Origin of the sequence: Sphingomonas populi, assembly GCF_004208535.1 — a bacterium.
Taxonomy (GTDB): domain Bacteria; phylum Pseudomonadota; class Alphaproteobacteria; order Sphingomonadales; family Sphingomonadaceae; genus Sphingomonas; species Sphingomonas populi.
Window position 1 is genome coordinate 16,139 of the sequence record NZ_SGIS01000044.1, and the last position, 12,045, is coordinate 28,183.

Genomic DNA, 12,045 nt, shown 5'->3' on the forward strand with positions numbered 1-12,045 from the left:
CCGCCGGGGGGCCGGTGGCGTTCTCCGGCCCCCACCCCCCCCCCCCGCCCCCCCCCCCCCCCCCCCCCACGAACGGGTAAGGAGGGTCGTCACGATATAGGCGTGCGCGTCGTGCCCGCAATTGAAAGAGTTCGATGCCTGACACCATCTTCGTCCTCAACGGCCCCAACCTCAACCTGCTCGGCACGCGCCAGCCGGAGATCTACGGCCACGACACGCTCGACGACATCGCCGGCATGCTCGAGGATCGCGCCCGCGAGCTCGATCTGACGATCGACATGCGCCAGTCGAACCATGAGGGGCATCTGGTCGATTGGCTGCACGAGGCGCAAGCGGTGGGCGCCAAGGCGGTCCTGCTCAACGCCGGCGCGTTCACCCACACGTCAGTGGCGGTGCATGATGCCATCAAAGGCATCAAGACGCCGGTGATCGAGGTTCACCTCTCCAACCCACACACACGCGAGACATTTCGGCATCACAGCTATGTCGGAATGGCCGCAAAGGGGACAGTGGCGGGGTTCGGCGCGTATTCGTATATGCTGGCGCTTGAAGCCGCCGCGCGGTTCTGACAGGACGCGCCACCGAATTCAGGGCAAGAACAGGACAACAGGGGTCGTATGACCGATAACACTGCAACTTCCGGCGCGATGCGGATCGATGTCGATCTGGTCCGCCAGCTCGCCGAAATGCTCGACGCGACCGATCTCACCGAGATCGAGGTCGAGGACGGCGACCGCAAGATCCGCATCGCGCGCAAGGCGGCCCAGGTCGCGGCCGCACCGATGCAGTATGCCGCGCCTGCGCCGGCAGCGCCGGTCGCGGCGGCTGCTCCGGCCGAAATCGTCGCTTCGCCGGTGCCGAGCGCCAATGCGGTCAAATCTCCGATGGTCGGCACGGTCTATCTCTCGGCCGAGCCGGGCGCCAAGGCGTTCGTGACCGTGGGCAGTCAGGTCGCGGCGGGCGAGACGCTGCTGATCGTCGAGGCGATGAAGGTGATGAACCCGATCATCGCGCCGTCGGCGGGCATCGTGAAGGCGATTCTGGTCGAGAACGGCCAGCCGGTCGAGTTCGATCAGCCGCTGGTGGTCGTCGAATAACCATGCCCGAGATCAAGAAGCTTCTGATCGCCAATCGCGGCGAGATCGCCTTGCGCATCCACCGCGCCTGTCACGAAATGGGCATCCAGACGGTGGCGGTGCATTCGACCGCCGATGCCGACGCGATGCATGTGCGGCTGGCGGATCAGGCGATCTGCATCGGCCCGCCGGCGGCGAGCGAGAGCTATCTCAACATCCCCAACATCATCTCGGCGGCGGAGATTTCGGGCGCCGACGCGATCCACCCCGGCTACGGCTTCCTGTCGGAGAACGCCAAGTTCGCCGAGATCGTCGAGGCGCACGGGCTGATCTTCGTCGGGCCGAAGCCCGAACATATCCGCACGATGGGCGACAAGGTCGAGGCGAAGCGCACTGCCGGCGCGCTCGGCCTGCCGCTGGTGCCGGGGTCGGACGGCGCGATCAGCGACATCGTCGAGGCGCGCGAGATCGCGGCGCGGATCGGCTATCCGGTCATCATCAAGGCGGCGTCGGGCGGCGGCGGGCGCGGCATGAAGGTCTGCACGTCCGAAGACGAGCTCGAAACGCTGATGCAGCAGGCCGGTCGCGAGGCCAAGGCGGCGTTCGGCGACGCCACCGTCTATCTCGAAAAATATCTCGGCAACCCGCGCCACATCGAATTCCAGGTGTTCGGCGACGGCAAGGGCGAGGCGATCCATCTCGGCGAGCGCGACTGCTCGCTCCAGCGCCGCCACCAGAAGGTGCTTGAGGAAGCCCCCTCGCCCGTGCTCGGGCCGGAGGATCGCGCGCGGATGGGCGGCATCGTCGCCAAGGCGATGGCCGACATGGGCTATCGCGGCGCAGGCACGATCGAGTTCCTGTGGGAAGACGGCGAGTTCTACTTCATCGAGATGAACACGCGGCTTCAGGTCGAGCATCCCGTCACCGAGGCGATCACCGGCATGGATCTGGTGCGCGAGCAGATCCGCATCGCCGAGGGCCATCCGCTGTCGGTTCGGCAGGAGGAACTGGAGTTTCGCGGCCACGCGATCGAATGCCGCATCAACGCCGAAGACCCGCGCACCTTCGCGCCGTCGCCGGGGCGGGTTGACTATTATCACGCGCCGGGCGGCATGCATGTGCGCGTCGATAGCGGGCTGTACGCCGGCTATCGCATCCCGCCCTACTATGATTCGATGATCGCCAAGCTGATCGTCTATGGCCGCACCCGCGAGGGCTGCATCCTGCGGCTGCGCCGCGCGCTCGAGGAATTCGTGATCGACGGCGTCAAGACGACGATCCCGCTGCATCAGGCGCTGCTCGAAGACCCCGAATTCCAGGCTGGCGATTACACGATCAAATGGCTCGAAGACTGGCTCGCGCGGCCCGAGAATCAGGACTGACCGTTCGGGGCGGATAGGCCGGGTTGATAAGCCCGGCTTATCTGACCCCCGCCACGCTTTGCTTGGCGCCCGCGCTTCATGCGGGCACAAGTGGCGTAGCGAAGGGGGCGACCATGACCGATCTGATCCTGCACGAATATGCGCCATCGGGGAATTGCTACAAGATCCGGCTGACCGCCGCGCATCTTGGCACCCGGCTCGACCGGCGCGGCTACGATATCCTCAAAGGCGAGACGCGCACCGAGGCGTTCCTGCGCGACGTCAACGCCAACGGGCGCATCCCCGTCCTCCAGATCGGCGACACGTTCCTGCCGGAGAGCAACGCGGCCTGCGTGTGGCTGGCGCATGGCTCGCCGCTGATCCCCGAGGATCGCTTCGACCATGCCGACATGCTGCGCTGGATGTTCTGGGAACAATATAACCACGAACCCAATGTCGCGACGCTGCGCTTCTGGCGCGCCATGATCGGCGAGGCCAACCTCACCGATGCGCAACGCGCGCAAATCCCCGCACGGACGGCGGCGGCGGAGGCGGCGCTCACACTGATGGACGATCACCTCGCCCGCGCCGACTGGTTCGCCGGCACCCGCTTCACGCTCGCCGACATCGCGCTCTACGCCTATACGCATGTCGCGGGCGAAGGCGGGTTCGATCTCGCGCGCTGGCCCGCCGTCTCGGCGTGGCTGGCGCGAGTCGCGGCACAGCCGGGGCATATCGCCATCACCGCGTAACGCGGCTGTCATCGCGTCCGACTCAAGGTGTAACAAAACCCGGCCATAGCGCACTCTCAGCCGAGAGCTTCCGGGGAAAGCGCATGGACGCCGTCACCAAGATTGCGATGGATCTGCTGCCGGGCGACAGCTCGGTGACGGACCTGTTCGATTTCGCCAATTCGACGCCGACGATCCCCGAGCGCACCCCGCCCGAACGGCAGCGCTTCCGCACGATCTGGATTTCGGACATCCACCTCGGCACGCGCGGCTGCAACGCCGAGATGCTGATCGACTTCCTCGACCATGTCGACAGCGACACGATGTATCTGGTCGGCGACATCATCGACGGCTGGCGGTTGAAGCGGAAGTTCTACTGGCCGGACGCGCACAACGACGTGGTGTGGCGAATCCTCAAGCGCGCCAAGCGCGGCACCGACGTAATCTACATCCCCGGCAACCACGACGAGGTGATGCGCCAGTTCAGCGGGCTGAGCTTCGGCGGCGTCTCGATCCGGCGCAAGGCGATCCACACCACCGCCGACGGGCGCCGGCTGCTGGTGCTGCACGGCGACGAATTCGACGCGATCACGCTCGCGCACAGATGGCTGGCGCATGTCGGCGATGTCGCATATGAATCGCTGATGGCCCTGAATCGGCTGGTGAATGCCTATCGCCGCCGCTTCAACCTGCCATATTGGTCGCTGTCGAAACATGCGAAGGCGAAGGTGAAGAACGCGGTCGAATTCATCTCGAATTACGAACAGGTGATCGCGGAAGCGGCCGGCGCGCGTGGTGTCGATGGCGTGGTGTGCGGGCATATCCACACCGCCGAAATCCGCGACATCGGCGGCGTTCAATATTATAACGATGGCGACTGGGTGGAGGGCTGCACGGCATTGGTCGAGCATTTCGACGGTCGCATGGAGGTGTTGCACTGGGCCGACGAAATTGCCGCCCGCAAACCGCCGGAGGCGGAGCCAGAGGCGCCGGCGGAGATCGAGATGATGGCGGCCTGAGCGCGGTGCGGATCGCGATCGCCACCGATGCGTGGAGCCCGCAGGTCAACGGGGTCGTTCGCACGCTGCAATCCGTTCGCGCCGAGTTGGAGCGCCAAGGGCATGAGGTGCTCGTCGTTTCGCCCGATCTGTTCTATTCGCTGCCGTGCCCGACCTACCCCGAAATCCGCCTTGCGCTCGCCAGCACCGGCGGGGTCGGCAAGATGCTCGCCGATTTCAACCCGCACGCCATCCACCTCGCGACCGAGGGGCCGGTGTGCCTCGCCGCGCGGCGCTGGTGCCTGACGCAGAATTTTCCGTTCACCACCGCCTATCACACGCAATTCCCCGATTATATTTCGGCGCGGACCGGGGTGAATCCTGAATGGGTGTGGCGCTACATCCGCTGGTTCCATGCGCCGGCGCAGGCGATCCTCGCCTCGACTCGATCGATCGAGGCGACACTCAAGGATCACGACCTGACGCGCGTTCGCGAATGGGGGCGCGGCGTGGACCTGTCGCTGTTCTCGCACGAAACCGCACCCGATCCCGAGTTGCGCGCGCTCGCACAAGCGGGGGCCGGTCCGATCCAGCTCTATGTCGGTCGCGTCGCGGTCGAGAAGAATATCGAGTCGTTCCTGACCGCGTCTCACCCCGGTACAAAGGTCATCGTCGGGGACGGCCCGGCGCGGGCATCGTTGGAAGCACGTTTCCCCGAGGCGAAGTTCCTCGGCGCGCGCTTCGGTGCCGATCTCGCCGCCGCATATGCCGCCGCCGATGTGTTCGTCTTCCCGAGCCGCACCGACACGTTCGGACTGGTGATGATCGAGGCGATGGCCTGCGGCACGCCGGTCGCCGCCTATCCGGTGACCGGGCCGCTCGACGTGCTCAAGCCCGGCGTCGGCGTGATGGACGAGGATCTCGACACCGCCATCGCGCAGGCGCTGACGCTCGACCGCCGAACCTGCGCCGCTTACGGCCAAAGCTTCACCTGGGAGGCGAGCGCGCGGCAATTCCTCAAGGCGCTCGCGCCCGTAGGGCTCGACGACGCGGCGATCGCGGCCTGATTTTGCGTACCGCGCAGGGCGCTTGCCCCGGCGGGCCATAAGCATTAAGTCATAGGCATTACTGTGGCCGCTCCGAAAGGGGCGGCCCTTTCCGTTTCTGAAGGAGTATTTCGTGGCCCAGCCGCTCATGCCGCACGCGACCGCGTCCTGGCTCGTCGACAACACCTCGCTTTCGTTCGAACAGATCGCCGAGTTCTGCGGGCTGCACATCCTCGAAATCCAGGCGATCGCCGACGATACCGCCGCGACCAAGCTGACCGGCCGCGATCCGGTGCGCGCGCACGAACTGACTCAGGACGAGATCGACAAGGGCCAGGCCAACCCCGAATATCGCCTGCAGATCCTCAAAGGCCCCGAGCAGGTCCGCCGCACCAAGGGGCCGCGCTACACGCCGGTTTCGAAGCGGTCGGACAAGCCCGATGGCATCGCCTGGATCATCCGCAACCATCCCGAGATTTCGGACGGCGCGATCGGCAATCTGATCGGCACCACCCGCACCACGATCGCAGCGATTCGCGACCGCAGCCACTGGAACATCGCCAACATCACGCCGAAAGACCCGGTCACGCTGGGCCTGACGACGCAGCGCGAGCTCGACGCGGCGGTGGCGAAGGCGGCCAAGGCGGCTGGCATCGAGGCGCCGGTCGACACGCGGCTGGAGGGCGATCGCGAGGCGCTCATCACCGAGCTTCGCGCCCAGCGCGAGCAGGCCGCACGCGGCGAGAGCGAAAGCGGCAGCACGACCCCGGCCGAGCCGACCGCCGAGACGCTGTTCCGCCGGTAATCGCCCGCCCCGGATTTTTGTACCGTCCGGTCTGGTAAGCCGTCATGCGCCTCCCCACATCCGGCGCATGACAGCTTATTCGCTCCTCGATCTCGTGCCCGTCGTCCAGGGCGGTTCCGTCGCGCAAAGCCTCGCCAACGCCGCCGATCTGGCGCGGACGGCCGAGCGGCTCGGCTTCTCGCGCTACTGGACGGCCGAGCATCACGGCATGCCCGGCATCGCCAGCGCCGCCACCTCGATCGTGATCGGCCATGTCGCTGCGGCGACCTCGACCATCCGTGTCGGTGCTGGCGGGATCATGCTGCCCAACCACGCTCCGCTCGCGATCGCCGAGCAGTTCGGCACGCTCGATGCACTGTTCCCCGGCCGAATCGATCTCGGTCTCGGCCGCGCGCCGGGCTCGGACCAGCGCGTCGCGCGCGCGATGCGCCGCACGCTGGCGAGCGACGCCAATGCTTTCCCGCGCGACGTGCTCGAATTGCAGAGCTATTTCGCCGACGACGGCCAGACCGGCATCACCGCGACGCCCGGCGCGGGCGCGAATGTGTCGCTGTGGATTCTCGGATCGAGCACGTTCGGCGCACAGCTCGCCGCGATGCTCGGCCTGCCCTATGCCTTCGCCTCGCATTTCGCGCCGGATTCGCTGATGGAGGCGATCGCGATCTACCGCCGTGATTTCAAGCCATCGGCAGCGCTCGCCAAGCCGCATCTGATGGCGGGCTTCAACGTGATCGCCGCCGAGACCGACGCCGAGGCGGAGTATCTCGCCTCCTCGCAGCAACAGGCGTTCATCGCGCTGCGCACTGGCACGCCCGGCCTGTTGCCGCCGCCAGTCAAGGACTATCGCGGCGGGCTGGGCGCGCAGGGCAATGCGATGCTCGATAACGTGCTGCAATGCTCGGCAATCGGCGGTCCCGCCAAGGTTGCCGATGGCATCGCCGCGTTCATCGCGCGCACCGGCGTCGATGAAATCATGGTGACGAGCATGATGTACGATCACGCAGCGCGCAAACGCAGTCTGGAGATCGCGGCTGGGGCAATGCAGGCGGTTACCAAGGACGCTATCGCGGCCTGAGGCCATTTTCACAGACCGTTCGTGCCGAGCGAAGTCGAGGCACCTGCGCTTGCGGCCTGCCCCTCGACTTCGCTCGGAACGAACGGGGATTAGTTCGCCGCCGGCAGCCTGAGCCTCACCAGCAACCCGCCCAAATCCTCGCTCTCCTCCAGCGAGACGGTGCCGCCGTAGATTTCCGCCACATCGCGCACGATCGCCATGCCGAGGCCGGTGCCGGGCTTGCCGCTGTCGAGCCGCACGCCGCGATCGAAGATGCGTGCGCGCTGCTCCTCGGGGATGCCCATGCCGTCGTCTTCGATCAGGAACTCGACGAACCCGGCCTGCGCGCCCACCGTCACGAATACGCTGCCGCCGCCGTATTTTGCGGCGTTCTCGACGAGGTTGCCGAGCATTTCGTCCAAGTCCTGCCGCTCGACATGGACCTGCAAGTCCTTCGGCCCATCGGTGTCGATGCGGACATGGCGATAGAGCCGCGCCACCGCGCGCTCGACCGATTCGAGGCTCGGCCAGACGTCGGCACGGCTATGCGCCGAACCGCGCCGGCCAACCGCGCGCGCGCGGGCGAGGTGATGATCGACCTGCCGCCGCATCGTCCGCGCCTCGCGCACCACCGTCTCGCCGAGATCGTCGGCCTGCGCGGTGGCGGCGTTCATGATGACGGTGAGCGGCGTCTTGAGCGCATGCGCGAGGTTGCCGGCGTGGCGGCGCGCTTCCTCGGCTTGGCGCTCGTTATGCTCGATCAGCGCGTTAAGCTCCTCGACCATCGGCGCGACCTCGATCGGCATCGCGCGCTCGATCTGGCGGGCCTTGCCGGCACGCATCCGCGCGATCTCCTCGCGCACCTTGCGCAGCGGCCACAGCCCGTAGAAGGTCTGGAGCGCCGCCATCACGATCAGCCCGAAGCCGAGCAACGCGAAGCTCTTGAGCATCGTGCTGCGCAGGATCTTGATCTGCGCATCGAGGCCGGCGCGGCTCTGCGCGACCTGAAAACGCCAGCGCACCGGCGATCCGGGCAGCTTGATATCGCGCTCGACGACGCGCAGCCGCTCGTCGGGGAACTGGTCGCTGTTGTAGACATGGACGCCGAGATCGTTGTGCTGGCCGCCATAAGCGAGCCGCCGGTCCCACAGCGAGCGCGACGGGAACGCCTCCTGCCCCGGCGCGCTCACCTGCCAGTACAGCCCCGAGCCGGGTTCGAGAAAACGCTGATCGGCGGCCTCGCGGGTGAACATCACCTCACCGTCGGGGCCGATCGCGGACGACACGATCTGCGCCTTGAGGACATATTCGAGCTGATCGTCGAAATTCTGCGTGATCGCGGTGGTCAGCACGCGATCGAGCGCGAAGGCGCCGCCGGTCAGCAGGATGAGAATCCACGCCGCCGCGATGACGATCATGCGCCGGCTGAGCGACCCGGTGGTGCGTACCCGCGGGTTGGGCGGGGAGATGTCGAGGGCGGCGGTGTCGGTCATGCGATACGCTCCCCCCTCCCTGGAAGGGAGGGGTTGGGGGTGGGTTGCTCTCCGGGGAATGCCGCGCTCGGCCCCACGCCGACCCACCCCCGGCCCCTCCCTTCCAGGGAGGGGCGCAAATGTGGATCAGCCATTGGGTTCTTCGAGGCTGTAGCCCAGCCCGCGAATCGTGGTGATGACATCCTGCCCGAGCTTCTTGCGGATGCGCGTGACGAACACCTCGATCGTGTTCGAATCGCGGTCGAAATCCTGATCGTAGATATGCTCGATCAGCTCGGTGCGGCTCACCACCTTGCCCTTGTGATGGAGCAGGTAGCTGAGCAATTTGTATTCCTGCGCGGTCAGCTTCACCGGCTCGCCGGCGAGCGTCACCTTGCCGCTGCGCGTGTCGAGCCGCACGTCGCCGGCGATCAGTTCGGACGAGGCGTTGCCGGAGGCGCGGCGGATCAGCGCACGCAGGCGCGCGATCAGTTCCTCGGACTGGAACGGCTTGGCGACATAATCATCGGCACCGGCATCGAGCCCGGCGACCTTGTCCGACCAGCTATCGCGCGCAGTGAGGACGAGGACGGGCATCACCTTGCCCTCCTTGCGCCAGCGATCGAGCACGGTCAGCCCGTCGATCTCGGGCAGGCCGAGATCGAGCACGACCGCATCGTAATTCTCGGTCGAGCCGAGGAAATGCCCCTCCTCGCCATCCGTGGCGAGGTCGATCGCATAGCCCGCGCCTTCGAGCGTGTTCTTGAGCTGCTGGCCCAGATTGGGTTCGTCCTCGACGATCAGCACGCGCATTGTGGTCCCCTTCGGAATTCAGCGAATTTAGGCTCAGTGGCCGGTACGGCCGATGATCTGGCCGGAGCGGCCATCGACATCGACCCAGATGACAGTGCCATCGCGCAGGAATTTCAGCGTGTAAATCCCGCTGTCCCCCTCGAAATCGAAGCCGAGGTATTGACTGCCGCGCATCGCCGGCAGCACCTTCGCCTCGATTTCGCGGAGCGGCAGGATGCGGCCCTGCTGGCGCTGGCGCCACGCCTGTTGCTGGTCGCGCTGCTGCTCAGGCGCGGGCGCCGCAAGGGCGGCCGGCGCGGCAAGCAACAGGGGCAGTGCAAAGGCGGCGAGCATCTTCATGAGGTGTCGCATAGGCGTTGCGCGTTGAACAGCCTGTGAATGATCCGCAGCGCGGCAGCGCTCCACGCTGACTCGCGCAAGGACGGCCGGCGGGCGCGAAGCGGCCCGTCCGACGAGGCGGGATTTATTCCCGCGTCGTCCGTTGCCTACCCCCCGCCGTTCGCCCCGAGCGAAGTCGACGGGCAACCGCAGCGCAGGTGCCTCGACTTCGGCACGAACGGAGGGGGAGAAGGCCCGCCGCGGCAAAGCCGCGTCGTCGGACGGCGCCACGGCGCCGCCGGCCGGGCGTGCGCAGGCCCTCGCTTTAGCTGCGCTAAAGCGTTAGGGGGCGCACGCTATGGCAGCACCTATCCTCGCATATGAAAATCTCGGCGTCATTCAGGGGTCGGGCTGGCTCTTTCGCGGCCTCGACATCAACGTCGGCCCGCGCGACCGGCTCGCGCTGATCGGCCGCAACGGCGCCGGCAAGACCACCCTGCTCAAATTGCTCGCCGGCGTGATCGACAGCGACGAGGGGCGGCGCAGCATCGTGCCCGGCACCCGCGTCGTGATGCTTGAGCAGGAACCCGACCTGCGCACTTTCCCGACACTGCGCGATTACGTGCTGGCCGGTGACGATGCGCCCGAACCCTATGAGGCCGATGCGATCGCCGACCAGCTCGGCATCGATCTGTCACGCGAATCCGCCTCCGCCTCGGGCGGCGAGCGCCGCCGCGCGGCGATCGTGCGCGCGCTGTCGATGGACCCCGACGTGCTGCTGCTCGACGAGCCGACCAACCATCTCGACATCGCCGCGATCGACTGGCTGGAGGAATGGCTCAACCGCTTCCGGGGCGCGTTCGTCGTCATCAGCCATGACCGCACCTTTCTCACCCGGCTGACCAAGCAGACCTTGTGGCTCGATCGCGGCGCGATGCGGCGCGCGGAGATCGGCTTCGGCGGCTTCGAGGCGTGGACCGAACAGGTCTATGCCGACGAGGAGCGCAACGCGCAGCGGCTCGACGCCAAGCTCAAGCTCGAGGAACATTGGCTGCTGCGCGGCGTCACCGGGCGGCGCAAGCGCAACCAGGGCCGGCTCACCAAGCTGATCGAGATGCGCGCCGAACGCGCATCGATGGTCGGTCCGCAAGGCTCCGCCAATCTGACGATCGGCACCGACGACGCGCGCAGCAAGGTGGTGATCGACGCCAAGCATATCTCGAAGAGCTTCGGCCCGCGCAAGATCATCGACGATCTGACGCTGCGCATCACGCGCAAGGATCGTATCGGCATCGTCGGCGCGAATGGTGCTGGCAAATCGACGCTCATCAAGCTGCTCACCGGCGATCTCGCCCCCGACAGCGGCACCATCCGCTTCGCGCAGACGATCGAGGCGATCGTGATCGATCAGCAGCGAATCAAGATGGAGCCGCAGAAGACGGTGCGCGACGTGCTCGCCGATGGCGGCGACTGGGTCGAGGTGCAGGGGGTGCGCAAGCACGTCATCGGCTATCTCAAGGACTTCCTGTTCGAAGGCCATATGATCGACGCCAAGATCGGCACGCTGTCGGGCGGCGAGCGCTCGCGGCTGCTGCTCGCGCGCGAGTTCGCCCGACCGTCGAACCTGCTGGTGCTCGACGAGCCGACCAACGATCTCGATCTGGAAACGCTCGATCTGTTGCAGGACGTGATCGGCGATTTCGACGGCACCGTGCTGATCGTCAGCCACGATCGCGACTTCCTCGACCGCACCGTGACGGTGACGCTCGGGCTCGACGGATCGGGCAGCGTCGATGTCGTCGCCGGCGGCTATGAGGATTGGGAGAAGCAGCGCCGGCTCAAGGTCAGCGGCGGCAAGCGCGAGAATCCGCGCAAGGTGCAGCCGACCGCGCCGCCCGTGGTCGCGCCGAAGGTCAAGCTGACCTACAAGGACCAGCGCGATTACGAGCTGCTGCCCAAGCGAATCGAGGAACTCGAAGCGCTGATCGTGCGCGATGAGGCGCTGCTGGCGGACCCGGCGCTCTACACGAAGGATTTCGCGCGGTTCGAGGCGCTGACCAAAGCGGTCGCGAAGGCGCGCGGCGACAAGGAGGCGGCGGAACTGCGCTGGCTGGAACTGGCGGAGATGGTCGAGGGGTAGAACCTCCCGTTCGTGCCGAGCCCTTCGGCTGGCTGGCAAGCCAGCCGCTCAGGATAAACTTCGGCCCTGCGGGCCGAAGTCGAGGCACCTGCGCACCGGGCGGCCCCTCGACTTCGCTTGTGTGTTGGAAATGTGCATACTGGCGATTGCCGGGACGGGGTGGCCACCCCGTCCCGGCGGCGGATGTGAGGCCGTTCGACTTCGCGATCTTGCAAGATCGTTGCTGAGCAG

General features: G+C 66.6%; 12 protein-coding genes. 9 read left to right on the forward strand and 3 right to left on the reverse strand.

What is annotated here, in order from left to right; all coding sequences use genetic code 11:
• The first annotated feature begins 134 nt into the window (after window positions 1-134).
• The 8 genes from aroQ (at window position 135) to EWE75_RS20510 (ending at window position 7,092) form a co-directional block, all read left to right on the forward strand.
• On the forward strand, window positions 135-569 hold the full coding sequence (aroQ, locus tag EWE75_RS20475; RefSeq protein ID WP_130159953.1) for a type II 3-dehydroquinate dehydratase: 435 nt from the start codon (window positions 135-137) through the stop codon (window positions 567-569).
• Between the two features lie 48 nt (window positions 570-617).
• Window positions 618-1,097: an acetyl-CoA carboxylase biotin carboxyl carrier protein gene (gene accB / locus EWE75_RS20480; protein ID WP_130159954.1), complete on the forward strand. Its 480-nt coding sequence runs from the start codon at window positions 618-620 to the stop codon at window positions 1,095-1,097.
• A 2-nt stretch (window positions 1,098-1,099) separates the two neighbouring features.
• On the forward strand, window positions 1,100-2,458 hold the full coding sequence (accC, locus tag EWE75_RS20485) for an acetyl-CoA carboxylase biotin carboxylase subunit (RefSeq protein ID WP_130159955.1): 1,359 nt from the start codon (window positions 1,100-1,102) through the stop codon (window positions 2,456-2,458).
• A 113-nt stretch (window positions 2,459-2,571) separates the two neighbouring features.
• Entirely contained in the window at window positions 2,572-3,189 is a 618-nt protein-coding gene (locus tag EWE75_RS20490; protein ID WP_130159956.1) for a glutathione S-transferase family protein, read from the forward strand.
• An 83-nt stretch (window positions 3,190-3,272) separates the two neighbouring features.
• On the forward strand, window positions 3,273-4,187 hold the full coding sequence (locus EWE75_RS20495) for a UDP-2,3-diacylglucosamine diphosphatase (RefSeq protein WP_130159957.1): 915 nt from the start codon (window positions 3,273-3,275) through the stop codon (window positions 4,185-4,187).
• Window positions 4,188-4,192: 5 nt separating this feature from the next.
• Window positions 4,193-5,233, forward strand: coding sequence for a glycosyltransferase family 4 protein (locus tag EWE75_RS20500; RefSeq protein WP_130159958.1), 1,041 nt, complete (start codon window positions 4,193-4,195; stop codon window positions 5,231-5,233).
• Window positions 5,234-5,345: 112 nt separating this feature from the next.
• On the forward strand, window positions 5,346-6,017 hold the full coding sequence (locus tag EWE75_RS20505; RefSeq protein WP_130159959.1) for a DUF1013 domain-containing protein: 672 nt from the start codon (window positions 5,346-5,348) through the stop codon (window positions 6,015-6,017).
• A 67-nt stretch (window positions 6,018-6,084) separates the two neighbouring features.
• A complete protein-coding gene (locus EWE75_RS20510; RefSeq protein WP_130159960.1) occupies window positions 6,085-7,092 on the forward strand; it encodes an LLM class flavin-dependent oxidoreductase in 1,008 nt (335 codons plus the stop codon).
• Window positions 7,093-7,181: 89 nt separating this feature from the next.
• On the opposite strand, the gene EWE75_RS20515 is transcribed toward EWE75_RS20510, so the two are convergent.
• The 3 genes from EWE75_RS20515 to EWE75_RS20525 form a co-directional block, all read right to left on the reverse strand.
• Window positions 7,182-8,564 (reverse strand): sensor histidine kinase, encoded by a 1,383-nt coding sequence (locus EWE75_RS20515; protein WP_130159961.1) that lies wholly within the window; start codon window positions 8,562-8,564, stop codon window positions 7,182-7,184.
• Window positions 8,565-8,690: 126 nt separating this feature from the next.
• A complete protein-coding gene (locus EWE75_RS20520; protein WP_093224396.1) occupies window positions 8,691-9,356 on the reverse strand; it encodes a response regulator transcription factor in 666 nt (221 codons plus the stop codon).
• A 33-nt stretch (window positions 9,357-9,389) separates the two neighbouring features.
• Window positions 9,390-9,695 (reverse strand): hypothetical protein, encoded by a 306-nt coding sequence (locus EWE75_RS20525; protein ID WP_130159962.1) that lies wholly within the window; start codon window positions 9,693-9,695, stop codon window positions 9,390-9,392.
• 337 nt (window positions 9,696-10,032) lie between these two features.
• Here EWE75_RS20525 and EWE75_RS20530 point away from each other — a divergent pair, with 337 nt between their 5' ends.
• Window positions 10,033-11,814 carry an ABC-F family ATP-binding cassette domain-containing protein gene (locus tag EWE75_RS20530; RefSeq protein WP_130159963.1) on the forward strand — a complete coding sequence of 594 codons (1,782 nt, stop codon included), beginning with the start codon at window positions 10,033-10,035 and terminating at the stop codon, window positions 11,812-11,814.
• The last annotated feature ends 231 nt before the right edge of the window (window positions 11,815-12,045 follow it).

Coding starts and splice junctions, on each gene's coding strand:
- aroQ (WP_130159953.1), top strand. CDS start 135: ATGCCTGACACCATCTTCGTCCTCAACGGCCCCAACCTCAACCTGCTC.
- accB (WP_130159954.1), top strand. CDS start 618: ATGACCGATAACACTGCAACTTCCGGCGCGATGCGGATCGATGTCGAT.
- accC (WP_130159955.1), top strand. CDS start 1,100: ATGCCCGAGATCAAGAAGCTTCTGATCGCCAATCGCGGCGAGATCGCC.
- EWE75_RS20490 (WP_130159956.1), top strand. CDS start 2,572: ATGACCGATCTGATCCTGCACGAATATGCGCCATCGGGGAATTGCTAC.
- EWE75_RS20495 (WP_130159957.1), top strand. CDS start 3,273: ATGGACGCCGTCACCAAGATTGCGATGGATCTGCTGCCGGGCGACAGC.
- EWE75_RS20510 (WP_130159960.1), top strand. CDS start 6,085: ATGACAGCTTATTCGCTCCTCGATCTCGTGCCCGTCGTCCAGGGCGGT.
- EWE75_RS20515 (WP_130159961.1), bottom strand. CDS start 8,564: ATGACCGACACCGCCGCCCTCGACATCTCCCCGCCCAACCCGCGGGTA.
- EWE75_RS20520 (WP_093224396.1), bottom strand. CDS start 9,356: ATGCGCGTGCTGATCGTCGAGGACGAACCCAATCTGGGCCAGCAGCTC.
- EWE75_RS20525 (WP_130159962.1), bottom strand. CDS start 9,695: ATGAAGATGCTCGCCGCCTTTGCACTGCCCCTGTTGCTTGCCGCGCCG.
- EWE75_RS20530 (WP_130159963.1), top strand. CDS start 10,033: ATGGCAGCACCTATCCTCGCATATGAAAATCTCGGCGTCATTCAGGGG.